Origin of the sequence: Arthrobacter rhizosphaerae, from assembly GCF_023062595.1 — a bacterium.
Lineage (GTDB): Bacteria > Actinomycetota > Actinomycetes > Actinomycetales > Micrococcaceae > Arthrobacter > Arthrobacter rhizosphaerae.
Genome location: NZ_JALLAN010000002.1, coordinates 215242 through 241146, shown reverse-complemented (window position 1 = coordinate 241146; position 25905 = coordinate 215242). Strand labels below are relative to the sequence as shown.

At 63.6% G+C, this 25905-nt stretch carries 17 protein-coding genes; 13 read left to right on the top strand and 4 right to left on the bottom strand.

From position 1 onward, the window contains the following. The gene (gene adhP, locus MU551_RS03710; protein WP_247041116.1) at nucleotides 1-1011 is read left to right on the top strand and encodes an alcohol dehydrogenase AdhP; all 1011 of its coding nucleotides are present in this window, start codon (nucleotides 1-3) and stop codon (nucleotides 1009-1011) included. 146 nt (nucleotides 1012-1157) lie between these two features. Then, nucleotides 1158-3104 (top strand): acetate--CoA ligase, encoded by a 1947-nt coding sequence (gene acs, locus MU551_RS03705; protein ID WP_247040802.1) that lies wholly within the window; start codon nucleotides 1158-1160, stop codon nucleotides 3102-3104. A 116-nt stretch (nucleotides 3105-3220) separates the two neighbouring features. Here the strand turns inward: acs and MU551_RS03700 are convergent, their stop codons facing one another. The 4 genes from MU551_RS03700 to MU551_RS03685 form a co-directional block, all read right to left on the bottom strand. Further along, nucleotides 3221-3808 (bottom strand): adenylate kinase, encoded by a 588-nt coding sequence (locus MU551_RS03700; protein ID WP_247041115.1) that lies wholly within the window; start codon nucleotides 3806-3808, stop codon nucleotides 3221-3223. 64 nt (nucleotides 3809-3872) lie between these two features. Continuing rightward, complete coding sequence (exaC, locus tag MU551_RS03695) at nucleotides 3873-5396, bottom strand: acetaldehyde dehydrogenase ExaC (protein ID WP_247040801.1); 1524 nt, start codon at nucleotides 5394-5396, stop codon at nucleotides 3873-3875. A gap of 153 nt (nucleotides 5397-5549) precedes the next feature. Further along, nucleotides 5550-6350, bottom strand: a complete 801-nt coding sequence (locus tag MU551_RS03690) for an alpha/beta fold hydrolase (RefSeq protein WP_247040800.1) — start codon at nucleotides 6348-6350, stop codon at nucleotides 5550-5552. Nucleotides 6351-6390: 40 nt separating this feature from the next. Further along, a complete protein-coding gene (locus tag MU551_RS03685) occupies nucleotides 6391-7764 on the bottom strand; it encodes an MFS transporter (RefSeq protein ID WP_247040799.1) in 1374 nt (457 codons plus the stop codon). Between the two features lie 157 nt (nucleotides 7765-7921). Between MU551_RS03685 and MU551_RS03680 the strand changes: the two genes are divergently transcribed. The 11 genes from MU551_RS03680 to MU551_RS03630 all read left to right on the top strand — a co-directional run bounded on the left by MU551_RS03680 (nucleotide 7922) and on the right by MU551_RS03630 (nucleotide 25833). Further along, complete coding sequence (locus tag MU551_RS03680; RefSeq protein ID WP_247040798.1) at nucleotides 7922-8755, top strand: PaaX family transcriptional regulator; 834 nt, start codon at nucleotides 7922-7924, stop codon at nucleotides 8753-8755. Between the two features lie 77 nt (nucleotides 8756-8832). Further along, nucleotides 8833-10428 (top strand): FAD-dependent monooxygenase, encoded by a 1596-nt coding sequence (locus MU551_RS03675; protein WP_247040797.1) that lies wholly within the window; start codon nucleotides 8833-8835, stop codon nucleotides 10426-10428. Further along, the gene (locus MU551_RS03670) at nucleotides 10421-12493 is read left to right on the top strand and encodes an acetate--CoA ligase family protein (RefSeq protein ID WP_247040796.1); all 2073 of its coding nucleotides are present in this window, start codon (nucleotides 10421-10423) and stop codon (nucleotides 12491-12493) included. Before MU551_RS03675 ends, MU551_RS03670 begins: the two co-directional genes overlap by 8 nt. Further along, nucleotides 12490-14166, top strand: coding sequence for a (2,3-dihydroxybenzoyl)adenylate synthase (locus MU551_RS03665; protein ID WP_247040795.1), 1677 nt, complete (start codon nucleotides 12490-12492; stop codon nucleotides 14164-14166). The genes MU551_RS03670 and MU551_RS03665 overlap by 4 nt, the downstream gene beginning before the upstream one ends. 19 nt (nucleotides 14167-14185) lie before the next feature. Further along, complete coding sequence (locus MU551_RS03660; protein ID WP_247040794.1) at nucleotides 14186-15283, top strand: cupin domain-containing protein; 1098 nt, start codon at nucleotides 14186-14188, stop codon at nucleotides 15281-15283. Beyond that, nucleotides 15280-16134: a fumarylacetoacetate hydrolase family protein gene (locus tag MU551_RS03655; RefSeq protein WP_247040793.1), complete on the top strand. Its 855-nt coding sequence runs from the start codon at nucleotides 15280-15282 to the stop codon at nucleotides 16132-16134. Before MU551_RS03660 ends, MU551_RS03655 begins: the two co-directional genes overlap by 4 nt. A gap of 10 nt (nucleotides 16135-16144) precedes the next feature. Further along, nucleotides 16145-16819, top strand: a complete 675-nt coding sequence (locus tag MU551_RS03650) for a maleylpyruvate isomerase family mycothiol-dependent enzyme (RefSeq protein ID WP_247040792.1) — start codon at nucleotides 16145-16147, stop codon at nucleotides 16817-16819. Between the two features lie 203 nt (nucleotides 16820-17022). Then, nucleotides 17023-19182 (top strand): amylo-alpha-1,6-glucosidase, encoded by a 2160-nt coding sequence (locus tag MU551_RS03645; RefSeq protein WP_247040791.1) that lies wholly within the window; start codon nucleotides 17023-17025, stop codon nucleotides 19180-19182. A gap of 267 nt (nucleotides 19183-19449) precedes the next feature. Then, entirely contained in the window at nucleotides 19450-22926 is a 3477-nt protein-coding gene (locus MU551_RS03640; protein ID WP_247040790.1) for a putative Ig domain-containing protein, read from the top strand. A gap of 230 nt (nucleotides 22927-23156) precedes the next feature. Further along, on the top strand, nucleotides 23157-25253 hold the full coding sequence (locus tag MU551_RS03635) for a penicillin acylase family protein (protein ID WP_247040789.1): 2097 nt from the start codon (nucleotides 23157-23159) through the stop codon (nucleotides 25251-25253). Next, nucleotides 25240-25833: a GNAT family N-acetyltransferase gene (locus tag MU551_RS03630; protein ID WP_247040788.1), complete on the top strand. Its 594-nt coding sequence runs from the start codon at nucleotides 25240-25242 to the stop codon at nucleotides 25831-25833. Before MU551_RS03635 ends, MU551_RS03630 begins: the two co-directional genes overlap by 14 nt. Nucleotides 25834-25905 lie beyond the last annotated feature (72 nt).

The window sequence follows — 25905 nt, the reverse complement described above, 5'->3', positions numbered from 1 at the left end:
ATGCAAGCAGCTGTAGTTACTGAGTTCGGCACGGATCTTCAGGTCCAGGACCTTCCGATCCCCACCCCTGGCCGTGGGCAGGCCCTCGTGAAGGTGCTGACTACGGGAGTATGCCACACGGATCTCCACGCCGCAGAGGGTGACTGGCCGGTGAAGCCTTCACCACCCTTCATTCCTGGCCATGAGGGCGTGGGCGAGGTAGTGGCTCTTGGTGATGGCGTCACCGACCTGGCAGTTGGTGACCTGGTGGGCAACGCGTGGCTCTGGTCGGCATGCGGGGATTGCCAGCACTGCCGTACCGGGTGGGAAACACTGTGCGAGGTTCAGCAGAACGCCGGGTACAGCGTGGATGGCTCTTTCGGAGAGTACATGCTTGTGGACTCACGTTTTGCAGCCCGCATTCCAGCCGGTTCTGACCCGGTGGAGGTGGCGCCGGTGCTTTGTGCAGGGGTGACGGTCTACAAGGGCCTGAAGATGACCGAGACCAGGCCGGGCCAGTGGGTCACCATTTCCGGAATCGGCGGACTAGGCCACATCGCGGTCCAGTATGCCGTGGCCATGGGCCTGCGCGTTGCTGCTGTGGACATCGCCGATGACAAGTTGGCCCTCGCAAAGCAGCACGGAGCCGAATTGACAGTCAACGCCTTGCACGAAGATCCCGCCGAAGTCATCCAGCGCGAAACCGGAGGTTGCCATGGAGTCCTGGTCACTGCAGTGCACCCGTCAGCGTTCGGTCAGGCGATCGGTATGGCCCGCCGTGGTGGCACTATTGTGTTCAACGGTCTGCCGCCGGGAGATTTCCCCGCGCCGATCTTCGAGATTGTGCTCAAGGGCCTGACCGTCCGCGGCTCAATTGTGGGCACCCGGCAGGATCTGGAGGAGGCTCTGGACTTCTACGCCCAGGGCAAGATCCACCCGACGGTATCCACCCGGAAACTCTCGGAAATCAACGCCGTCCTTGACGAGATGAAGCACGCCAAGATCGACGGCCGCGTCGTTATCCAGTACTGAGGCCATACCTCCCCAAGCAGGTAGCAGCAGGTGTCGTTTTGGAAGCTCAAAAGGACACCTGCTGCTACTCAGTTGGGCCCAGTGTCAGAAGTCAGGCCTGGCCCTTTCCCATTGCAGGTAATTCAGTAGAAGCACGAGGTTCCACCATGTCCAACGCCCAAACCGTTGAGGACTGCAGCTTCCCGCCGTCCGAGGAGTTCACTGCCCGGGCTGTGGTCACGGGGGCGGATTACGCAGAGGCCGACGCCGACCGTCCCGCGTTCTGGGCACGGCAGGCGAGGGAATTGCTGACGTGGGACCAGGACTTCACCCAGGCACTGGACTGGTCCACGCCGCCGTTCGCGAAATGGTTCGTGGGCGGTAAAGTCAACGCCGCGTACAACGCCCTGGACCGGCATGTCGAGAACGGGCTCGGTGACCGGGTGGCCATCTACTTCGAGGGCGAACCCGGCGATACCCGCACCTACACCTACGCCCAGCTCACCGACGAGGTCAAGAAAGCCGCGAACGCGTTCGAATCCCTGGGCGTGACAAAAGGCGACCGGGTGGCCGTATACCTGCCCATGATCCCCGAGGCCGTCATCACCCTCCTGGCCTGCGCCCGGATCGGGGCCGTGCACTCGGTGGTGTTCGGCGGCTTCTCAGCCGACGCCCTGCGCTCCCGGATCGAGGACGCCGAAGCCAAACTCGTCGTCACCGCCGACGGCACCTACCGGCGCGGGAAGCCCAGCGCCCTCAAACCCGCCGTGGACGACGCCCTCGCCCGCGACGGGCACACCGTCCGGAACGTCATCGTGGTCAAACGCAACGGCCAGGGCGTGGACTGGCACGAGGGCCGCGACCACTGGTGGGAAGACACCGTTGGCGCCGCCTCCACCCAGCACACGGCGGTGGGGCACGACTCCGAACACCCGCTGTTCATCCTCTACACCTCCGGGACAACCGGTAAGCCCAAGGGCATCCTGCACACTACCGGCGGCTACCTCACCCAGACCGCGTACACCCACAAGGCGGTCTTCGATCTGCACCCCGAAACCGATGTGTACTGGTGCACGGCCGACGTCGGCTGGGTCACCGGGCACTCGTACGTCACCTACGCACCGCTGATCAACGGCGCCACCCAGGTCATGTACGAAGGCACCCCGGATTCCCCGCACCAGGGCCGGTGGTGGGAAATCATCGAGAAGTACAAAGTCTCCATCCTTTACACCGCCCCCACCGCCATCAGGACCTTCATGAAGTGGGGCAAGGACATCCCTGCCAAGTACGACCTCGCCTCCATCCGTGTCCTCGGATCCGTCGGGGAACCCATCAACCCCGAAGCGTGGATGTGGTACCGCGAAGTCATCGGCGGAAACAACGCACCGATCGTCGATACCTGGTGGCAAACCGAAACCGGCGCGCAAATGATCGCACCCCTGCCCGGAGTCACCGCCACCAAACCAGGCTCAGCCCAAACACCGCTCCCCGGCATCGCCGTGGACGTCGTGGACGAGCAAGGCCAATCAGTACCCAACGGCTCCGGCGGCTACCTCGTCATCCGCGAACCCTGGCCCGCGATGCTCCGCGGGATCTGGGGAGACCCCCAACGCTTCAAAGACACCTACTGGTCCAGATTCGAAAACATGTACTTCGCCGGAGACGGTGCCAAAAAGGACGACGACGGTGACATCTGGCTCCTGGGCCGGGTCGATGACGTCATGAACATCTCCGGGCACCGCCTCTCCACCACCGAAATCGAATCCGCCCTCGTCTCCCACCCCGCCGTCGCCGAAGCGGCAGTTGTCGGCGCCGCGGACACCACCACCGGGCAGGCAATCGTCGCGTTCGTCATCCTCCGCGGGAACGCCGTCGACACCGGGGACGCCACGGTCCAGGAACTCCGAAACCACGTCGGCCACGAAATCGGCCCCATCGCCAAACCCAAAACCATCCTCATCGTCCCCGAACTGCCCAAAACCCGCTCCGGAAAAATCATGCGCCGCCTCCTCAAAGACGTCGCCGAAGGCCGCGACGTCGGAGACGCCACCACGCTCGCCGACAACACAGTCATGCAGCAGATCGCGGCGTCCCTCCGGTCTTTACTACGGTGACTCAGCCAGGACCAAGACGCCTGATCAGCAGTAGAGCCTGCCGAATACCAGAGTGGTATCGGACAGGCTCTACTGCTTTCGGGCACAGCGGTGACTGGTAGCGGAGTACCTGAGGCCTAGCGCCTGCTGGTGATCGGGACCGTGAGGTGGCCTTCGAAGCAGCGCGTCACCCGGTCCGTGACCTCGTCAATGTTGCCAATGCCGTCCACCCGGGCAAGAATGCCGCGCTCGGCATACTTTGCGACCACGGCTTCCGTCTGCTCGTGGTACAGGTCAAGACGGTGGCGGATCACGGTCTCATTGTCATCGCTCCGGCCTGTTTCCTTGGCACGGCTCAATAGGCGGGTAACCAGTTCCCCATCGTCGGCCGTCAGCTGCAGGACGACGTCGAGCTGCTGGTCACCGTCGGCGAGGATCCGGTCGAGATAGTCCACCTGGGCGGTGGTGCGGGGGTAGCCGTCCAGGAGGAAGCCGCCGTCGACGTCGTCTTCACTGAGGCGGTCACGCACCATCTTGTTGGTGACGCTGTCCGGAACAAAGTCTCCATTGTCCATATACGTCTTGGCTTCGACGCCGAGAGGCGTCTCCCCTTTGACCTTGGCACGGAAGATATCGCCGGTGGAGATCGCGATAACTCCGAGGCGTTCGGAAATCCGTTCCGCCTGGGTGCCTTTGCCGGAACCGGGCGGGCCAATAATCAACATTCTCGTCATTCAGATAACCCTTTCGTAGTGCCTTCGTGAAATGTGTTTGCTGCTCAACCGGGCTCTAGAAGAAGCCAAGCTTGTTTTCTGAGTGGCTGACCAGGAGGTTCTTGGTCTGCTGGTAGTGGTCCAGCATCATCGAGTGGTTTTCGCGTCCGATGCCTGAGGACTTGTAGCCGCCGAACGCCGCACCTGCCGGGTAGGCATGGTAATTGTTGACCCAGACCCTGCCGGCCTGGATTTCGCGGCCGGCGCGGTAGGCGACGTTGCCGTTGCGGGACCAGACCCCGGCGCCGAGCCCGTAGAGAGTGTCGTTGGCGATGCTGATGGCGTCGTTGTAGTCCGTGAAGCGTGCCACGGAAACTACGGGGCCGAAGATCTCCTCCTGGAAGATCCGCATCTTGTTGTCACCCTCGAAGATGGTCGGCTGGACGTAGAAGCCGCCGGCCAGGTCTCCCTCAAGCTCCGTCTGTGCGCCGCCGGTCAGGATTTTCGCGCCCTCGTCGAGACCGATGTCGATGTAGGAAAGGATCTTTTCCATCTGGCTAGCAGAAGCCTGGGCACCCATCTGGGTAGCGGTGTCGAGCGGGTTGCCCTGGATGATCTTCTTGGTCCGGGCAACAGCGTCTTCCATGAACGAGTCATAGAAGGAGTCCTGGACCAGTGCGCGGGAAGGGCTGCTGCAGACCTCGCCCTGGTTGAAGGCATAGAGCGTGAAGCCTTCCAGCGCCTTGTCGTAGAAGGGGTCATTGGCTGCTGCTACGTCGGCAAAGAAGATGTTGGGGCTCTTGCCGCCGAGCTCCAGCGTTACCGGAATCAGGTTCTGGCTCGCGTACTGGCTGATCAGCAGGCCCGTGGAGGTTTCGCCGGTGAAGGCGATCTTGCGGATGCGCGGGCTGGACGCGAGCGGCTTGCCCACCTCAGTGCCGAAGCCGTTGACGATGTTCAGCAGCCCCGGCGGCAGCAGGTCCGCGATGAGTTCGGCCAGGACCAGGATGGAGGCAGGGGTATTGGAAGCAGGCTTGAGGACGACGGCGTTGCCGGCCGCGAGTGCCGGCGCCAGCTTCCAGACGGCCATCAGGATGGGGAAGTTCCATGGGATGATCTGGCCAACGACGCCCAGGGGTTCGTGGAAATGGTAGGCGGTGGTGTCGTCGTCGAGCTGCGTCAGGCGCCCTTCCTGAGCCCGGATAGCGCTGGCGAAGTAGCGGAAGTGGTCCGCGGCAAGCGGAATGTCAGCGTTGAGGGTTTCACGGATGGGCTTCCCGTTGTCCCAGGTCTCCGCCACAGCCAGCAATTCCAGGTTCGCATCGATGCGGTCCGCAATCTTATTCAGCACGGCGGCACGTTCGGTGGCCGAAGCCTTACCCCACGCCGGTGCGGCCTTATGCGCGGCATCCAGTGCGAGCTCGACGTCCGCGGGGGCACCACGGGCTACTTCAGTGAATTGCTTACCGTTCACGGGCGAGACATTCTCGATGTATTGGCCGGTAGTAGGAGCCACCCATTTGCCGCCAATCCAGTTCTCGTAGCGATCCTTGAACTGGACCTTGGATCCTTCTTGGCCGGGCTGTGTATAAACAGTCATGGTTTAACTCCTCTAGGGAACAGACGTCTTCGTCCTGCCCCATGCTAGGAGTTCAAAGGTTGCGACAAGGCTGCATGATGGCAGTCACTGCTGCCATCGAGCCAAAAGCAGGCGAACGACGGCGGGACGTCCCGCCGTCGTCCGCCTGCAGTATTACTTGCGCAGGAAAGCTGCGATCACTTCAGCAGTTCCTGCCGGGTCCATCACGTGGACAAAGTGGTTCTGCCCGGGAAATACCGTCTCGGTTACGTCCGGGAGTTTCTGCCCGAGGTGTCGTGAAGCGCCCACCAGGTGGGACGGGCTGACCTCGCCAACAAGCAATAGCGTCCGGACGCTGAGCGCGCTGTACTGGTCGATGAGAGCGGCAGTCAGATCGATCTCGCTCAGTTCACGGGTCCAGGTGGGGCTGAGCTCCACCATGCCTGGCCACAGCGGGGATGCAGCCAGGCCTTCTGTTTCTTCGGGCGAGATCCGGAGGAAGTGCTCGGCAGCTATGCGCATGGCCTTGTCCCCGTCTCCCGCTTCCACCGCAGCCGCATAGTCGGCCAAGGCTGCGCCGGCCGTCGGGGCATCGATGGGCAGCGGCGGCTCGTACAGCACTAGGGAGGAGACTGCCGCCCCCGTGCGAACGGCCTCGAGGGTGCAAATCGCCCCATAGGAATGCCCCAGCAGTGCGGCGCCCTCACCGGCGACGCCGATCATGGCTTTGATGTCATCCGACTCCGTGCCCAGCGAGTAATCCTCGGCATCGGCGCTGAGCCCCCGGCCGCGTCGATCCATGATGTAGACCGTGTGGGCTTGGGCCAGATGCTCGGCCACACCCAGCCATTGCTCGCCGGTGGAGATGCTGCCATGGACCAGAACGATGGGGCTGCCCGCTCCGAGCTTGCGGTAGCCAATGGACGTGCCGTCTGCTGACTCTACGGTGTGGGTGGAGATGAGCTGGGCTTGCAAGGTGGCTCCTTAGGTTGTCTGTTGATGAGTTTGACGGACGTCAGTGGATGAAGACGTCATTGGAAGCTCTGGCCGCCGTCTTGCCGGTTCCTACTGTGGAATTTGTTGAATCTGGTACTTCAGGCGCGGCGAGCCGGGGTACTGACAAAACTGCCACCACGCCGATTGCTGCTGCGATGGCCCAGACGGAGAAGTTGATGAAGTTGCCCAGGGAAGCCGCCACCAGAACGCCGCCGCCGGAAATGGCCAGCACGGCTCCGATCCGCCCGATGCCGAGGGTGATTCCAAGGGCTGTGGCTCGGGTTGCGCCTGAGAAGTAGGTTGCCACGAAGCCGTTGACCAGGATCTGGGCGCCCACTGAACCGAAGCCCACCACAGCGACCAAAAGGTACATGGCAGGGAGCGGCATGATGCCGGTTCCCATGAGCACCAGGGCGATTCCGGAGCTGGCGAAGGCGGTGGCCGTGACGGGCCGGGGGCCGAAGCGGTCAGCAAGCCGGGAGGACACCAGCACACCAACCACAGCGCCGATGTTGACGGTCAGAAGGAAGGTAAGGGATGAGGCGAGCGAATACTTGGCAATGACCATGAGCTGCGGCAGCCAGGTGTTCAGCCCGTAGACCAGCGTCTGGCCGCAGATCCCTGCGAGGCAGAAGAGGACCATGGCACCGAGCAGGCGTCCGGACAGGAGCGTGCGGAATCTGCCTGTTTCAGGGGCATCAGTTTTCACACGGACTGGCGGAAGCGGCTCCAGCCCATAGTCGGCTACGAGCTGTTCGGCGCGGACGCGCTCTCCCTTCGCAGCGAGGTACGCGGGAGATTCCGGCAGGAATTTGAAGAGCAAGGGAACGACGGCGACGAGCGGGATGCCGCCGAGAGCCAACATGCCCTGGAATCCGAGCGAGGGGAGGAACGCGAGGGAGAGCAGCGCGGCGAGGATTCCTCCGACTGCATACCCGGAGAACATCAGCGCATTGTTGAAGTTGCGGCGGTTCAGCTTGGAGAACTCAACGGTCAAGGCGATGGCTGTCGGGATGACACCGCCCAGGCCGAGGCCAGCCAGGAAGCGGAACAGGCCGAACAGCTCCGGAGTTGGCGCCCAGGCCGTCAGCAGCATCAGCAGCGAGAAAGATGCAATGGACACCATCATGATCTTTCGGCGGCCGATCACATCCGTCAGGTATCCGATGAGGATGGCGCCAATGAACATGCCGGCGAGGGCGTAGCTGCCGATTGCACCGGTCTGTACAGGCGTGAGGCCCCACGGCTCGTAGGCCAGGAGTTTGGGAACGATCGCCCCGTAGACGACGAGGTCGTAGCCGTCGAAGACGATGGCGAGGAAGCAGAGGAAGATGACGAGGGCGGCCGATTTACGTGGACGGACCGAGGGGGATGCTGGCGAAGGGAAAGCCATGGGGACTCCAGGTGATATACACGACGTTGTGGGTGTTCCAGAGATTGGGGCGGTCTACTTGTGACCTGACCCACAACTGAATGTAACATAAAGATGTTGTTCGTCAATAGAGTTGTTACATATCCCTCCACCCGGACGGCACGATTTGAGGAGTCTTATGCAGTGGAAGCCCAGAGCCCTGATCCTGGATCTCTTCGGGGACTACCTCCGCTATGCCGGGAGCGAGGTGAGGCTGGCGGACATAACGGAGCTGTTGGCAACGTTCGACGTCGAGCCCGCAACCGTTCGCGTCAACCTTTCACGACTCCGAAAGGAAGGCTGGTTCACCACCCGAAGGGTCGGGCGGGAGACGGTTTACTCCCTCACCCCGCACATGCTGGAAATCCTGGACGAAGGCCGGGAAAGAATTTTCCGCCACCGGGAGGAGAGCTGGCAGGGCCGTTGGACCATGGTGATCTACCAGGTCCCAGAGTCCGAACGCGCCGTCCGTGAGCAACTCCGGAAACGGCTGGCCTGGCACGGATTCGGGCAATTGTCTCCGTCCACCTGGCTGGCACCACATGACTTGTTCGACGACGTCCGCGGGCTCGCCGCGGAGTATCCACTGGCAAAGATCGATGTGCTGTGGTGCGGAACCGGCGATCTTGAGCAGGACAGGGATATTGCAGGCCGATGCTGGGATCTGGAGCACCTTGGTTCGGATTACCGCGAGTTCATCCGCAGTTACAACCACCTCGACAACGAGCCAGTGAATGCGCAGAAGGACGGGCAGACAGCCCTCATTGAGCGCATGCAGGTCATCGGCGACTTCCGGAGGTTTCCCTTCCGCGACCCGGTCCTTCCCCTCGAGCTGCAGCCGGCGGCTTGGCCGAGTGGTGAAGCATATGCCCTTTTCGGCGCCATCCACCGGCAGCTTGGACCGGCAGCCACGGACTTTGTTTCCGGGGTAATAGGACAGCAGGTTGAGCAGGGCCGGGAGATCCTCATGTAACAACACGTTGACGTTGCCCTGATTTTCGTTACATAATGATCGGGACAGCTCTTTTTCAATACCTTGAGGTGAAATCAATGGCGATTCGCGTGGCTTGCATTGGCGGTGGTCCCGGCGGCCTGTTCTTTACGGCGCTGCTGAAGCAGAGAATGCCTGAGGCCGAGGTTGTTCTTTTCGAACGCAACCAGGCTTCGGACGCCTTCGGTTTCGGCGTCGTTTTCTCGGACGCCACCCTTCGGCGCATCAATGAAGCCGACTCTGTTCTCAGGGACGGCCTGAAGAACTTCGGCAAGCACTGGGACAGCATCGAGGTGTGGCTCAAAGGCGAGCGGACCACCTTTGGCGGCAACGGAATGGCTGCCATCCACCGCAAGACCATTCTGAGGCTCCTTCAGGAGCGCGCCGCGCAAGTGGGTGTGGATATGCGTTTCGGACAGGTGGCACCCCGTCTCGAGGACCTTGGTGATTTTGATCTGATAGTCGGTGCAGACGGTGCAAACTCCCAGACCCGCGAACAGCTGGGGGAAGCCCTGGGCCACACGGCCGAGACGGCAACGGCAAAGTTCATCTGGTTCGGAACCACCAATCTGTTCAACGGATTGACGTTCATCCACCGCCGCAGCGAGCATGGAAACTTTGCCGCGCACGCCTACCCGATCAGCGACGAGCTGAGCACCTTCATCGTCGAAACCGATCAGGAAACGTGGCGGAAGGCCGGTCTGGACGAGTTCGACGTCAGCCAGCCCCCGGGGCCGTCCGACGAAAAAACGCAACGCTATCTGGAGAAGCTCTTCGCCGAAGACATCCAAGGCCAGCCACTGGTGTCCAACAACTCCCGCTGGGCAAACTTCCGCACCCGGCAAACGAAGACATGGCATAAGGGCAACGTCGTCCTCCTCGGCGACGCGGTCCACACGGCCCACTTCTCTGTCGGTTCCGGAACCAAGATGGCCATGGAGGATGCGGTGGTCCTGGCCCGCGAAGTGGCCTCCCACGCCGATGACATCGAGCTTGCCCTGACGAACTATGAGGCGGAACGCCAGCCCGATGTGGCCAAGATCCAGAACTCGGCGCGGCCCAGCCTAAGCTGGTGGGAACATTTTGGCCGCTACCACCAGGCCTTCGAACCGCTGCAGTTCACCTTCCACTTCTTCTCGCGAAGCATCGACATCGAGAAGATCCGCCAGCGAGACCCTGAGCTGGTAGATGCCGCCGAGAAGGAATGGCGCGGCATTTACGGCTCCGACCCGCTGGACACTCCCCTGCAGGCGGGCCCGGTATTGTTCGGCGGCCGACTCCTGAGCCTGACGAAGAACGGGGATGAAAGCCGGCTGCACTCCGGCGCACAGGAACTCCCCCTGACGGAGGTGCCTGAAGAAGCCACGGGATCAACGGGTCTGCTCCTTGCGGCTCCTGAGACCGAGGATGGGCTCAACGAAGCCTTCGAAAAACTGGCATCCACGCCTCCCTACGTTGTTATCGAGGGAGGCAGCCCCCTCACGCGTGCCCTGCTTTCCGAGGAGGCAAGGCTCGCCCGGGGCATTCCAAGCATCGTGGTGAATGATCAGGCCGACGTCGCATCCGCCACCACGCTGGTTCTGTCCGGCCGGGCGGACGCCGTGGCCTTCGCTGAGGCCTCCACCAGCAACGAAGAGGGGGCTTCCCGTGCATAATCTTTCTGCGCTTTTCGAACCCGCCGGAATCGTCGTCGTCGGCGCCTCCGCAAGCCCCGGGAAGCTGGGGGCCGCGATGGCTGAGTCCTTGGCCTCCTTCCCCTCCCCCGTGGCGCTGGTCAACAGCCGCAACGGCGATGGCACCATGCACTCCTCGGTGGCTGCCGCCGTCGCCGCATCGCCGTCCCCCTTGAACCTGGCCGTCCTCTGCGTTCCCGCTTCGGTGACCGGTCAGGCTCTCCGGGAATGTGCCGCCAGCGGAGTGAAGGCAGCACTGGTCTGTGCCGGAGGCTTCTCCGAAGCAGGGGAACCCGGCGCCGTCTTCGAACGTCAGGTGGTCGAGGCAGTCAAGGACACCGGCATCCGGCTGCTGGGCCCCAACACGTCCGGTTTCTTCGTGCCACACCGCTCCCTCCGGGCCAGCTTTGTCCCCGGGGTGGCCGAACTCAGCCAAGGCTCCGTGGCAGTGGTTGCAGCGAGCGGCGGAGTCAACCACGTCCTTGCCTTCCAATTGGAAAAGGCGGGGGTGGGCGTGAGCCTTGGCATCGGGATCGGGGCCGGCATCGACATCAGCGCCCCCGAAGTCCTCGAATACCTGGTTACCCACGAACAAACCAAGGTCGTGGCCCTGCACCTCGAAAATGTTGCGGATGGCCCCGCCCTGCTGGACGCAGTCCGGAAACTCACGGCGTCCAAGCCCTTGGTCGCCTTGGTGGTGGGCCGCAATGATGTTTCGGAGTTTGCCCAGTCCCATACAGGTGCCCTGGCAACCTCCTGGCGGACCACCAGGTCCGCGCTGAAGCAGGCCGGCGCGGTCCTGGTAGATGACGAAGTGCAACTGGTTGAGGCTGTGGCAGCGTTGACCGGGCAGAGGCTCAAACCCTCTGCCAATCCAGGCGTTGGCCTGATCACCGGGCAGGCAGGACCCGGCCTCCTGATCGCCGATGCCCTTCACAGTGCCGGCGTTTCCGTACCGCGCCTGTCTGCCTCGAGCCAGGAAACCATTGCAGGGTTGCTTCCTCCGCTGACTTTCCAGGCGAACCCGGTGGATACGGGCCGGCCGGGTCCCGGCTATGACAGGATCGTTGCGGCCGTGGCCTCGGATCCGTCAGTGGATCTGCTGGCCGTCTACGGACTGACCGAACCCATCGCCGACCTGCCGGCATCCATCGCGGAATCAGGGGCCGCCGGCTCACTGCCCATCCTCGTTGGGGTGGACGGACCGGACAGCGATGTGGAGCGTTCACGAAAATCCGCCCATGATCTGGGGCTGCCGCTGCTTTCGGGTCCGACGTCGCTGGCTCGCGGTCTTGTAGCGCTGGTCGACGACGCCCGGGCCCAGTTCGAGAGGACGGCCCAGTCTGCCGCTGACGCTGGAAGCAGCAACGCCGTCGTCGCGGGACTGGGTGTGCAGGAACTGGACATCACCGGCCCCTGGGATGAAATCCGCTCGAAGGAGCTTCTTGGCGCTCTGGGAATCAACACCCCATCGAGGAAGCGCTGTGACGACAGGACAGCCGCGCATCAGGCATTGGCTGACCTGGGCGCACCCGTGGCAGTCAAGCTGGTGGACGCCGAAATCCTGCACAAAACAGACATCGGCGGTGTCCACCTGGGCATCACTTCGCCGGCTTCCCTCGACGCTGCACTCGACTCGCTCCAGTCCGTGGGCGCCAAGGAATTCCTTGTTGAAACCATGGCATCCCCAGGCGTAGACCTTGTACTAGGTGCCCGCCGCGACCCGGTGTTCGGTCCCATTATCGTCCTGGGTCTGGGGGGAACTGCTGCAGAGGTGCTGGCCGACGTCGCCATCCGGACAGTTCCGCTAAATGAACGAACCGCCGCCGCTATGGCTGATGAACTCCAGGCCCGGGAACTGCTGAATGGCTTCCGAAACGGCCCGGTGCTCGATCGGTCAGAACTGGCACGCATTGTCGTCAGGCTCGGCAATGCCCTGCTGGCCAACTACGGCATCGCCGAAATCGAAATCAATCCCCTGCGCCTGACCGCTGATGGTCTGGTCGCCCTTGACGCCGTCGTCATTACTGAGGAGAACACAAAATGACCAGCCACACCCGCGAAGGAGCGGTCCCCTGGCCCCCGGAAGACGCAGCCATGTACCGGGCGAAGGGTTACTGGGAAGACAAACCGCTCGGCGCCTACATCCTGGACACCGCTGACCATTTCCCTGATCAGGTCGCACTGGTGGACGGAGATGTCCGCATGACCTACCGGGAACTCACCGACCGGATGGACGCTGCGGCAGCGCGGCTCCTGGATCTTGGCCTGCGCAAGGACGACCGGGTCCTGGTCCAGCTTCCCAACTGCTGGCAGTTCACCGTACTAACCCTGGCCTGCTTCAGGAGCGGAATCGTCCCGGTGATGGCCCTCCCCGCACACCGGCAGTTTGAGCTCAGCTACCTCGCCGAACTGTCCGAGTCCCGTGCCATCGCCGTCCGCGACTCCATCAAAGACTTCAGCCACCAGGACCTCGCCAACCACATCGCCCAAGTGACACCGAGCATGGCGCACGTACTGGTCTCCGGACAGGTCAACGCCGGCAACGTCGATCTTGACGCGCTGCTCGCTCCTGCCACGGACCCGGCCGCGGCCCGAATCCAGTTGGACTCCATTGCCCCGGCAGGCGATGACCCCGCCTGCTTCCTGCTCTCCGGCGGGACCACGGGCCTTCCGAAGCTGATTACGCGCACTCACAACGACTACGCCTACAACATCAAGGCCACCTCCGTTGTCTCCAACGTGACGGCCAAGACCGTTTATCTGGGCACCCTGCCGGTCAGCCACAACTTCCCGCTGGCTTGCCCGGGTATCCTCGGCGTCCTGTTCGCTGGCGGCCGGGTGGTAATGCTTCCGAGCCCCGAACCGGGCAAGGCATTTGCCACGATCAAAAATGAAGGCGTGACCCTGTCCGCGGCCGTTCCGGCGGTGGCCCAGCGGTGGATTGAATACCAGCAGGAGCACGACGGCGACCAGCTGGAAACGCTGGAAGTCCTGCAGGTGGGCGGCTCAAGACTGGCCGACGAGATCGCCCGGAAGGTCAAGCCTGTCCTTGGCGCCACCCTGCAGCAGGTGTTCGGTATGGCCGAGGGTCTCATCAACATGACCCGGCTGGACGATCCGGATGACGTGATCTGCATGACGCAGGGCCGCCCTGTCTCGGAGGCGGACGAAATCCGGATTGTTGATGAGGCCGGAAATGACCTGCCGGACGGCGTCCCCGGGGCCATCCTCACCCGCGGTCCCTACACTCCCCGCGGCTACTACAAGGCAGCCGAGCACAACCTCCGGGCCTTCACTCCCGACGGCTGGTACGGCAGCGGCGACATTGTGGAACGCCGCCCGGACGGCAACCTTATTGTCCAGGGCAGGGACAAGGACATGATCAACCGCGGCGGGGAAAAGATCTCCGCCGAGGAAATTGAAAGCCTTGTGTACAGGCTCGACGCCGTGACGCTCGCCGCCGCTGTCAGCATGCCTGATCCCGTGCTGGGCGAAAAACTCTGCCTCTTCGTCACGCTCAAACCCGGCGCTGAACTTACCCTGGCCGACATCCAGGAGAGCCTGCGCCGCACGGGCGTTGCCGCCTTCAAGATTCCCGAGAAGCTCGTGGTGGTGGACGAAATCCCCACCACGAAGGTCGGCAAGATCAACAAGAAGCAGCTGCGCGAGGACGTTGCCCACCTGCTGCAGGCATCCACTTCCACTACGCACCCCTGACTGATAAGGAGAGGCCGCTATGAGCGAGAACCAGATGATTGCGCCTGCACCCACCGCTGAGGAGCAGGAGCAACTGGACCAGCTGTACAAAGATTTCGACCGGGAGAACCTGATCCCGCTGTGGACGGAGATCGGCGACCTCATGCCGATGACCCCCAAACCGCAAGCGGTGCCGCATGTTTGGAGATGGAATTCCCTCCTGCCGCTGGCAGAACGGTCGGGAGACCTCGTGCCGGTGGGACGGGGTGGCGAACGCCGGGCCATCGCGCTGGCCAACCCCGGCCTGGGCGGACGCCCCTACGCCACGCCCACCCTCTGGGCCGCCATCCAGTATCTCGGCGGCCACGAAACTGCTCCCGAGCACCGGCATTCACAAAATGCGTTCCGCTTCGTGGTGGAAGGCGAAGGAGTATGGACGGTGGTCAACGGCGACCCTGTCCGGATGTCCCGTGGGGATTTCCTGCTGACACCCGGCTGGAATTTCCACGGCCACCACAACGAGACTGACAAACCCATGGCTTGGATTGACGGGCTGGACATCCCGTTCGTCCACTACACCGACAGTGCCTTCTTCGAATTCGGCAGCGAGCGCGTCACTGACGAGTCCACTCCCAACGTCTCACGCTCCGAGCGCCTCTGGGCAAATCCGGGCCTCCGGCCGCTCTCCGGGCTGCAGAACACTGTGAACTCGCCCATCAGTGCCTACCGCTGGGAATATACGGACCGGGCCCTCACTGAACAGCTTCTCCTCGAAGACGAAGGCCAACCGGCCACTGTTTCCCAGGGACATGCTGCCGTCCGCTACACCAACCCCACCACCGGCGGGGACGTCATGCCCACCATCCGGGCTGAGTTCCACAGGCTGCGCGCCGGAGCGACGACGCCTCCAACCCGCGAAGTCGGTTCCAGCATCTACCAGGTCTTCGAAGGCCGCGGCTCGATTGTGCTGAACGGTGAGACCACCCACCTCGAAAAGGGGGACCTCGCCGTCGTGCCTTCATGGGTTGCCTGCTCTCTGCAAGCGGAAACCCAGTTCGACCTCTTCAAATTCGGCGACCAGCCCATCATTGAGCGCCTGAACCTCAACCGCACTTACATCGAAGGATCTGACCAGTGAGACTTGCCACGCTCCGCACCAGCAACAGCACTACCAGCAGCACCAACACCGTGGCGGCCCGCCAGGACGACGGCAAGTTCACGGTCATCCCCGGCTATGCCGACGTCGGCGAACTGCTCGCCAACCCCGAGTGGAGAACAATCGCTGAAGCGGCCACCAGCACTGAAGCGCTCGACGGCGCCAGCCTCGCCTCCGTGATTACGAAGCCGGGCAAGATCATCTGCGTTGGCCTGAACTACCGCACCCACATCCAGGAAATGGGCCGCGACCTGCCCGAGTACCCGACGCTGTTCTCCAAATACGCCGAAACGCTGATTGGCGCAAACGACGATATCGAGCTCCCGGAGCAGGACGACGCGATCGACTGGGAAGCCGAACTCGCCGTCATTATCGGGAAAAGCGGCCGGCACATCGCTGAATCGGACGCCGCAGACCACATCGCCGGCTACTCCATTTGCAACGACGTTTCCATGCGGACCTGGCAGTTCAGGACCAAGGAATGGCTGCAGGGGAAGAACTGGGAAAACAGCACTCCGCTGGGACCCGTCCTGGTTACCACCGACGAGTGGACGCCCGGCGGAACCATCAGCACCCGGGTGGACAACGAACTGATGCAGGAGGCTTCCACCGGGGATCTTGTGCACGGCCCGGAGTTCCTCGTCTCCTACATCTCCACGATGATCACCCTGAACCCAGGGGACGTCATCATCACGGGCACCCCCGGCGGTGTAGGCCACGCGCGCCAACCGCAGCGGTACCTCAGCCACGGCCAGATCCTTGAAACCAGCATCGAAGGGATCGGAACGCTGCGCAACAGGGCAGTGGCGGCTTCCGGTTCTGCCACGGACTAAGGGGAAAACCTTGGTAGCACGGCAAGACCTCACCCAGGACCCATTGCTGCAGGCACAGCTGCTGACGGCGCGGCGGGGAACGGCATTTTTTGCACGCAAGCTCAACGAGCTCCGCGATGCCGACCTCGATGCGCCGTCCCTGCTGCCAGGCTGGACGCGGCGCCACGTCGTCTCACACGTCAGCTACAACGCCCGGGCACTTTCCCGGCTTGTCGAATGGGCCAACACGGGTATTGAGACGCCCATGTATTCCTCGCCGGAGGAACGCAACAAGGAAATAGACTTCGGTGCCACCCTCAGCCCCACGGCCCTTCGAAACCTCTTTGACCACTCAGCCATCCATCTCAACGTGGAGTGGCGGGACACTGCTTCGGACGCGTGGGGCCACGAGGTTCGTACAGCCCAGGGGCGCACGGTACCGGCATCCGAAACCGTGTGGATGCGCACCCGCGAGGTCTGGGTCCACGCGATTGATCTGGATAACGGCGCCATGTTTGACCAGATCCCCGACGACGTTCTCGAGCGCCTCATTCAGGACATCACCGGAAACTGGCAAAAACGGGGTGAGGAAACCACCCTTCCCGATGGAACCCTGGCCGAAATTGCGGCCTGGGCAACGGGGCGTGGCGCACGGGGTGTCAGCTCCCGGAAACAACCCGAGCAGCCGGCCCCCCGCTGGATGTAGGACGGCGCTGCTCCCGGCAGGACCGGCCCTGCCCCGCTTGACCGGCCTTGGCCAGGGCCGTCCGTGCGGGGCAGGGCCGGTCTGGGGCTACGCCGAGGCGGGGGCCGGTGCGCAAGAGGCGGCGGGCCCCTTCTGGTAAGCGCCCTGCGATCGGCGTAGATTCGGCTCAGTTTATGTGTGGCCTTTTTCATAAGGAGCCTCAGATGGCCGGATGGAATGCCGACAACGCAGCCGGGAGCACCGGGCAGGGAGCCGTCACGCTGGTGGCAGGATCCTCCTTCTGCATATCGCTCCCGAACGGGGATATCTTCCCGCATCACCCTCACGGCGTCTTCTACCAGGACACCAGGATCCTGTCGCGGTGGGCACTGACTGTCAACGGACAGCCGCTTGAGCCGCTGGGGGCGTGGACGTCGTCTCCGTTCCAGGGCATGTATGTCGGCAGGGCAACGCGTTCCGACGGCCGCGCCGACAGCCCCCTGACGGTAGAACGGAAACGTGAACTGGGCGCCGGTTTTGTGGAGGACATCACCGTTTACAACTACTCCGTTGAGCCTGCCCCGTGTGAGGTCGCATTGTCCGTGGAGGCGGATTTCTCGGATCTTTTTGAGGTCAAGGACGGCCGGTTCCTTCGCCGCTGGGAGCAGACCCGGCGAGCCAGGGCCGGCTCGGTGACCATCGAAGCCACCTGGCAGGGATCGCACAACGGGATCGTGGTGCGCGTACGCGATGCCGAGGTTTCCGCCGATGGTCTCGTCGTAAACATGGTGGTCCCGGCACATGGAAAGTGGACGGTGCGGGCCACGGTGCTGCCGCTGTCAGCGGAGACAGATGTCGACGCCGGCGTACCCACGGTCGCTCTTTCGGCGGATCTCGTCTCGGCTCAGCAGAGGCGCCAGAAGGCCTGGGAAGAGCGGGTTCCGCTTCCCCGCACGGGAAATCCGTCCATCGAACGAAGCCTTATCCGCAGCCATGACGACATCGGAGCCCTCCGCATCGTGGACCCCCTGCATCCGGACCGGATGGTGGTGGCCGCGGGGGCGCCGTGGTTCATGGCGCTGTTTGGGCGGGATGCGCTGCTGTCCTCCTGCATGGTCCTGCCCGTCGACGCAACCCTGGCCCTGGGCACCCTGCAGACCCTGGCTGACCGGCAGGGCTCGAAAGTGGATCCGGTGACCGAAGAGCAGCCGGGCCGGATCCTGCATGAGGTGAGGCTCGACGTCGGAACGGGCCTTGCACTGGGCGGCAGGTCGGTCTACTACGGCACGGCTGACGCCACTCCCCTGTTCGTCACGCTCCTCGGGGAAGCAAGCCGGTGGGGCCTTCCCGCTGAAGACATCAACGCACTGCTGCCCAATGCCGACCGCGCGCTGGACTGGATCCGGGACTACGGCGACCTCGACGGCGACGGCTTCGTTGAGTACGAACGGCTCAGCGATCAAGGCCTGGTCAACCAGGGCTGGAAGGACTCCTGGGACGGAATCAACTTCGCGGACGGCCGGATCGCGGAGGCCCCGATTGCGTTGTGTGAGGTGCAAGGCTACGTCTACAGCGCCTACATCGCCCGGGCCTGGCTTGCCTACGATGCCGGTGACGACGCGCTCGCCATTGACCTCCGGGAACGTGCCGAGCGGCTGAAGGGACAGTTCAACGAGCAGTTCTGGCTGCCGGACCGTGGCTACTACGCCATCGCGCTCGACCGGGATAAACGGCCCGTCGATGCCTGCGCCTCAAACATGGGCCACTGCCTCTGGTCCGGCATTGTGGACGAGGACAAGGCGCCACTGGTCGCCCGGCGGCTCATGTCCCCGGAAATGTTCAGCGGCTGGGGCGTACGCACCCTCGCCACGGACATGGGGGCCTACAACCCGGTCAGCTACCACAACGGCTCGGTCTGGCCCCACGACAATGCGCTGATCGTTGCCGGCATGATGAGGTACGGCCTGGTGACGGAAGCTCAACGGCTCTCTTCGGCGCTGATGGAGGCCGCAGAATTCACCGAGAACCGGCTTCCGGAGCTGTTTTGCGGGTTCAGCCGGGCGGAGTACCCGGAGCCCCTCCCCTATCCAACGGCATGCTCTCCGCAGGCCTGGGCATCGGCCACGCCTGTGATGCTTGTCCGGAGCCTACTGCGCTATGAGCCACACGTCTCCCGGGGTGAGCTCTGGATAGATCCGGCCCTCCCGGAAGCTTGGGGAAGCCTGCACACGACCAACCTGCCAATTGGAGAGGCGAGGATTACGCTCGATGTTTCCGGGTCTCGCGTGGACGTTGCGGGATTACCCGATGGCATGGTGCATCGAAGAGGCACCCGGCCGCCATTGACTGATCTCGTGGACCTCAGCGGGCTGCGCCGGACCTGACAGCAGAAGACGCAGCTCCTTCCGCTGACCCTCCACCAACCAAAGCACAGCAGACGACGGCGGGACCTCCCGCCGTCGTCTGCTGGCGTTAAAGTCCACAACAAACGTTTGTTCTCCGTGCAAAACCAATGATTTCAGGATAACGATTGCCTGAAACTGTCATCGTGGCTATGCTTCCGGATAGCGCTTGCCAATCCCTATCCCCTTTAGCGCGGCTTCACTGCCAACCCAACTTAACTGGCACCACCAATCGATCCAGGAGGACCGATGAAACATCCTTCAACGATGAGGCGATGGACCCGCATGCTCGGGCTTGCCGCTGCACTTTCCCTCGTGGCCCCGACAACCGGCCTCCCCGCGCCGGGCGGCACCGCTCCCGCGACGGCGGACACCGGCCAGGACGTAACCATCACTGAGACTGTGGGCGCGAACGGATTCGTCCATCCGGGCATCGGGGTGAGTGCTGACAGCCTGCGCAACGCCCGGAGCATGGTCAAGGCAGGCACCGAACCGTGGAAGACCTACTACGACGCCATGGCCGAAACGCCCTTCGCCGCAAAGAATTTCCGGTCCTCCAACGCCAGCGCGGTCATCGACCAGCCGGGCACCACGGCATTCAACTCGCAGGGAGTCCAGAGCAAGCTCATCCGGGACGCCTTCGGTGCCTACACCCAGGCCACCCTCTACGTCATCACCGGCGACCCCGTGTACCGCGAAAACGGAATGCGGCTCATCCGCACCTGGAGCAACATGGACCCGGCCAAGTACGCGTACTACCCGGACGCCCACATCCACTCCGGCGTGCCGCTCTATCGGATGGTTGCCGCCGCCGAGATTTTCCGCTCCACCAGCGTCCCCGGGGGCTACGCGGCCTATGACCTGAACTGGAACGAGCAGGACACCGCCAAGCTGAGCGCCAACCTCATCGGACCCATGACGGAAACGTTCCTGCACACCAACTGGCGCTACCTGAACCAGCACGGCTACCCGCTCACCGGTGCGATCGCAGGCTACATCTTCACTGAGAACCGCGAGCGGTATACCGAGGCAGTGGAGTGGTACACCGTCAACGCGAACACGTCCCGTCCCGAGCAGAACGGCTCGCTTGCAGCCCTCTTCCCGCTCATTTCCAAGGATGATCCCCTCAACCCCTACGGCTACTCCTTTGTCCAGCACCAGGAAATGGGCCGCGACCAGGCCCACGCGTGGGACGGCATCAACATCCAGGGAGCACTGGCCCGTTTCCTCACCGTCCAGGGCACCAAGATCGATCCCTTGGCGGGCACCGTCTCCACAGCCGCCAATGCCGTCTCGCCGTACAAGTTCCTCGGCGACCGCCTCCTCAAGGCCGCGAATGCGTTCACCGGCTACATGCTTGGGTACGAAACGCCGTGGATCGACACCACCGGTGGACCGGGCAGTCTCTCCGAGGCCTACCGCGGCCGCATGTTCAACCCGATCGACGAGCTGTACCACGTCTACAAATACGACCTGGGCGTCGACGTCGAAACGGAAGCGCCGTATGTCGCCGAACTCCACGCCAAAGCGGACGGACCCAAATTCTTCTGGGGCACCGGCGCGTACAACTCCTGGGAAAGCAACCCGGATTACAGCCCCGAGTACTGGCTTTCCCTCCCGGCTCAGGTAGCGGGCCAGACACGTCCCGTCGCCACTGATGCGAAGATCCAGTTCGAGACCCGCAGCTCCGCAACGGACGGAAAGAAGCTCAAAGTCAGGACCGAGGACGGCCGCACGTTTGTGCACCTCGGTGCAGCAGATAAGGGCCGCACCATTGCCGCCCGTACCCTCATGTATGTGAGCCGCACCGGCTACAGCCCGGTCGGTATCCAGTTCAGGACCAACGGGCCCGCAACCCTCGCCATCGGAAACGACCCGGCTAAGCGGCTGGAAGTGCCTCTTCCCGATACCCAGGGGCAGTGGCGCTATGTGACGTACGACGTGGACGCGGAGAAGCTCAACGGCGTGAGCCCGGGCGGGGAAAATCTGGCCTACTTCACGGTAATCGGAGCGGACGGCACAGAGGTGGACTTCGATTACGTCAACCTCGAAGCCAAGACGCAGCTGACAGTGCCGCAGTTCCCTGCAGACACTGCAACTCCCATTATCGGAGTATCGGGCGCCGCGCTTTCCCGTTCGCTCGCTGCGACCGATGCAGGAGGGGAGCCGCTGCAGTACTCGACCATCGGTCTGCCCGCCGGCGCCCGGATCGACGCCGCAACCGGTCAGCTTCTTTGGACTCCGGCAGCCGAGGCAGTCGGCGAACACAGCTTCAAGGTAACGGCCGACGACGGCACTTCCGTCGCCACCCGTTCCGCCACAGTGGTCATCGCCGCCAACCGGCAGGCAGCCTTTGACACCGCCCTCACCGGATTCGATCCAAACGCTGTCTATGAGTCGCCATCTTTCGCATCCTTCGGGACAGTGAGGAATGAAGTCAGGACGGCAATGGAAACGGCCGACGACGCCGGCTACCTTGAGCAGCTTGCTCGGCTTCAGAAAGCGGTGAAAGAGCTCAGGCTCCTGACCCCCCGGCTGGCAGACGACAAATCAATCGACTACCGCGGGCTCGTCACCACCAACCCGACGGGCGTCCAGCCGAGGAACCTCGTGGACGGAAGCTTCCACTCCACCACCGGAGACCTGCGGGCGCCGTTCACTGTGGACTTCGGCCAAGGCTTCCAGGTTTCCGCCGATGCATTTGGCCTCCAGGCAAGGTATAACTTCGCCAACCGTTCCCAAGGTGCCAACGTGTACGGCTCCCGTGATGGACGGACGTGGACGCTGCTGACGGAGCGGGAGACCACCAACACGACGGCGATCGACTTCGCGATGGAGACTATCCCGGTGCGCGCCGAGGTGGCAGGGCAGACGTTCCGCTACCTGAAGGTCCAGGTGGACCACCCCGGTGTGCCAACGGACCCCGCCTACCCGGGAATCTCGTCCTTCGGTGAGTTCCGCATCCACGGCCAACGGCATGAGATGGCGACGGCAATTTCCGCGCTGGCCATTTCAACCTCCAACGCTGATAAGGGCCTGGCCACAAACGGTGACACGGTGACGCTGGCCGCAGTGGCCACCGAGCCGCTGTCGGAGCTGAACGTCGTCGTCGAGGGAGCGTCTGCCACGGCCACGTCCACTGACGGGATCAACTGGAAGGCCGCAGCGGTGTTGCCTGCCGGCGTCGAATACGGCCGCGATGTGCAGTTCAGCCTCGAGTACCGGACGGTCTCCGGCAAGGTCGGCACCACGCTCACAGCCACAACCGACGGCAGCCGCTTGGCCCTCTGGAATACTGCGATCCAGCGCGTTCCGGTAGTGCAGGGATGGGTGAACGCCTCCACGCCGGCCTGGCCGGGCACGGGCACCACCCAGGCAAACGGCTGGCGCATGTTTGACAGGAATACCGCCACCTTCACAGACACCACGCAGGCGAACGGCTGGGTCACGGTGAAGCCAACTGACGGCACACGCATCGTCACCGACATCGTCCGGGTCTTCCCCCGCTCGAGCCACATCAGCCGCGGCAACGGCACGGTGATCCAAGGCTCCAACGACGGCGGGACAACGTGGACAACGTTCCTGACCATCACGGGCATGTCCGCCGCCGATTGGTACACTTTCCCGCTCCCGTCACGGGCCGATTACGCCCAAGTCCGGGTACTCGACGAGCACGGAGGCAACACCAACCTTGCAGAAGTGGAGCTGCTCACCAAGGCGGGCTAAGACCTCACGCTCGCCAAGCAGACACCAGCCAAAGCAGGGGCACCGGGAGAGATCCGGGTGCCCCCGCTTCCTGCTGTCCGGGCTACGGCCTTGGGGCTTTGTTACCGCCCAATTTTGGGAACGCAGAATCAGCACCCTATCCTGTTGTTAGCTAAGCCTTACCTAACAATGTCCGGAGAATCACGTGCCTGCTGCCCTTGGCTGCCACCTGTCCTGTTGCCTTGCCGCCGATGTCTGAGACGTACCGGGACCCGTGGGGAATCCCCCATCTTCGTGCCGACAGCCCGGACGAACTGGCCTTCCTGCAGGGGTCCAATGCAGCCACCGACCGCTCGTGGCAGATCGAGATGGAGCGTTGGCGCTCGGAGGGCAGGACTGCTGAGCACCTTGGAGCGGACGGCCTTCTCTGGGACCGGTTTGCCCGGCGTGTACGGCTCGATGACACCGCCCGGCGCTGCTTTGAAAGCCTGGATGCTGACACGCAGCGCTGGTGCACAGCCTATGTCGACGGCGTCAACGATGCCTTGAAATCCGGCCGCCGTGACGCCGAGGAGTTTGCCGCCACGGGCACCGCGCCTGCTCTTTGGGAACCGTGGACACCCCTGGGGGTCTTCCTGGTGCATCACATCCTTTTCGGCACGTTCCCGAACAAGCTCTGGCGCGCCCACGTCGCGGAAACGCTCGGCACCGAAGCCGTGGATATTTTCAGCATCGAGGCACCGGTATGGGCCGGCAGCAACGCCTGGGCTGCATCCGGCAGCCTGACCGAATCCGGGTCTCCCCTCATTGCCGGGGACCCGCACCGCCTGATGGAACTCCCCGGCGTGTATCAGCAGGTGCGCCTGGCGTGCCCGGCGTTCGACGTCGTTGGGCTTGCCTTTCCGGGTGTTCCCGGCCTGCCGCACTTCGGGCACACCGGCAGCGTTGCCTGGGCGGTCACGAACGCCATGGCGGACTACCAGGACCTGTACAGCGAGGAGTTGAGGCGCGACGGCAGCGAACTCCTGGCCCTCGGACCCGAAGGCTGGAGACCCGTCCGCGCGCATCATCAGGAAGTGATCAGCGTCCGGGGTTCTGCGCCGGAAACCGTGGACGTGATTGAAACCGACCGCGGACCTGTCATCTCCGGAGGGCTCAACGGCGGGGCGCTGAGCCTTCGTACGCCCTCACGGTCGGCGGAAAAGCTGGGCTTCGATGCCCTCCTCCCGCTCCTGCTGAGCAGTTCCGTGGACGACGTGGAGGCAGCCCTGGAAAACTGGGTGGAACCAGTCAACTGCGTGCTGGCCGCTGATTCCAGCGGTGCTGTGCTCCAGCTCGTGGCAGGGAAGGTCCCCGCGCGGAGCCGGGACAACCGCCTCCGGCCGGTTCCGGCGTCGTCGTCCGAACACCAGTGGGCGGGAGCGTGGGAGAGGCTGCCCCGCTCCTCGGTAGCCGCGCTGGCTGTGCATGCCAACGACCGCGACGCCGGGGGCGGTGACCGGCTCGGGCTCGAATTCGCCCCGGCCCACCGTGCTCAGCGCATCCGGCAGTTGCTGGTGGATCACGGGGCAGACCTGGGCGGCGGAGGTCTCACCACGGCAGCCATGCAGCGCATCCACATGGACACACAGCTCGGCTCCTGGCCTGCCTTCCGTGCTCTGCTGCTGAAGCTCACCCCACTGTCAGACACCGGCTGCTCATTCCGCGAGCGCCTGGTGGCGTGGGACGGACGCATGGACGCAGACTGCACGGAGGCCGCCGCCTTTGCCGCCTGGCGGTCGGCCCTGGTCCGCGGTCTGGGGAGCACCCCGGAGTTGCATCCGCTCACCGCTGCGAACGGCCACTCCCCGCTGTTCGCGCCATGGCTGCATCCGGAGGCCCGCATCGGTTTCGCCCTCGAAACCCTCCTTGCCAAGGGGCCGGGATTCGGGATCGACGTGGACCTCGCTGCCCGGCAAGCACTGGAAGAAGTTGCCGCAGCCCCTCCCTCGGGAACGTGGGGATCCAGCCATACAGTCCTGCCCCTGCATGGCCTGGCCGACCACGGATCGGCCGCCGCTTCAGCACCGGCGGTCCCCCACACACAGTTGTCCGGTGACACAGGCTGTGTCCTGTCCACCGAAAGCCTGCCGGGCGTCACCGACAGATCCTTCCGCGGGCCGGTGGCCCGTTATGTCTGGGACCTTCACGATCGCTCCAACAGCCGTTGGATCGTGCCGTTTGGTGCCTCAGGCCGTCCCGAAGACCCACATTTCGGAAGCCAGCTGCCTCTATGGGCCGCTGGGGACCTCATCCCCGTCGTCACGGACTGGGAGCAGCTGACCAAGGAGACCCATGACCCGCGCTGACACCGCCCTCCCGCTTTCTGCCAGGGCTTCGGTCTACGAGGAGAGCCTGCCTGCCCTGGGCCGATTGCGGCTCCTTCCACTCATTCCCGAAGCTGACGCGGACCTGGTCTACAGCTGGGTAAGGGAAGAACGTGCCCGTTTCTGGGGCATGCGCGATCTGAGCCGGGACGAGGTCAGGGACATCTATCTGTTTCTGGACAGCCTGGAAACGCATCATGCCTACCTGATGTCCGTGGAGGACCAGCCGGTGGGAATCTTCCAGACCTATGAGCCGCTTGAGGATCCGGTGGGCGAGGCCTACGAGGCCCGACCCGCCGATACCGGCCTGCACCTGCTGCTGGCTCCCGCGGAACGACCGGTCACAAACTTCACTCCCACCCTCATTGGAGGACTGATCCGTTTCCTGTTCTCCGATCCGACCAAGGACAGAGTGGTGGCGGAACCTGATGCCCGTAACGGGAAGGTCATCCAGCGGCTGCAGGGGTGCGGTTTTGAACCCGGGCCCAAGGTGCAGCTTGCCGAAAAGGAAGCACAGCTGGTGTTCCTTACCCGCGAAAGATTCGAGTCCCGTACAGCGTGAGCAGCCAGCCGACGCAGTCCGCCCCAAGCAGCCGACGGAGCCAACCGGCAGAGCCCAATAAGTCAACAGGAG

Excerpts from the sequence above, each read along its gene's own strand:
- MU551_RS03680 (WP_247040798.1), top strand. The coding sequence starts at position 7,922 with ATGCAGTGGAAGCCCAGAGCCCTGATCCTGGATCTCTTCGGGGACTAC.
- adhP (WP_247041116.1), top strand. The coding sequence starts at position 1 with ATGCAAGCAGCTGTAGTTACTGAGTTCGGCACGGATCTTCAGGTCCAG.
- MU551_RS03660 (WP_247040794.1), top strand. The coding sequence starts at position 14,186 with ATGAGCGAGAACCAGATGATTGCGCCTGCACCCACCGCTGAGGAGCAG.
- MU551_RS03630 (WP_247040788.1), top strand. The coding sequence starts at position 25,240 with ATGACCCGCGCTGACACCGCCCTCCCGCTTTCTGCCAGGGCTTCGGTC.
- MU551_RS03645 (WP_247040791.1), top strand. The coding sequence starts at position 17,023 with ATGGCCGGATGGAATGCCGACAACGCAGCCGGGAGCACCGGGCAGGGA.
- MU551_RS03675 (WP_247040797.1), top strand. The coding sequence starts at position 8,833 with ATGGCGATTCGCGTGGCTTGCATTGGCGGTGGTCCCGGCGGCCTGTTC.
- MU551_RS03685 (WP_247040799.1), bottom strand. The coding sequence starts at position 7,764 with ATGGCTTTCCCTTCGCCAGCATCCCCCTCGGTCCGTCCACGTAAATCG.
- acs (WP_247040802.1), top strand. The coding sequence starts at position 1,158 with ATGTCCAACGCCCAAACCGTTGAGGACTGCAGCTTCCCGCCGTCCGAG.
- MU551_RS03640 (WP_247040790.1), top strand. The coding sequence starts at position 19,450 with ATGAAACATCCTTCAACGATGAGGCGATGGACCCGCATGCTCGGGCTT.
- MU551_RS03635 (WP_247040789.1), top strand. The coding sequence starts at position 23,157 with ATGTCTGAGACGTACCGGGACCCGTGGGGAATCCCCCATCTTCGTGCC.
- exaC (WP_247040801.1), bottom strand. The coding sequence starts at position 5,396 with ATGACTGTTTATACACAGCCCGGCCAAGAAGGATCCAAGGTCCAGTTC.
- MU551_RS03665 (WP_247040795.1), top strand. The coding sequence starts at position 12,490 with ATGACCAGCCACACCCGCGAAGGAGCGGTCCCCTGGCCCCCGGAAGAC.
- MU551_RS03700 (WP_247041115.1), bottom strand. The coding sequence starts at position 3,808 with ATGTTGATTATTGGCCCGCCCGGTTCCGGCAAAGGCACCCAGGCGGAA.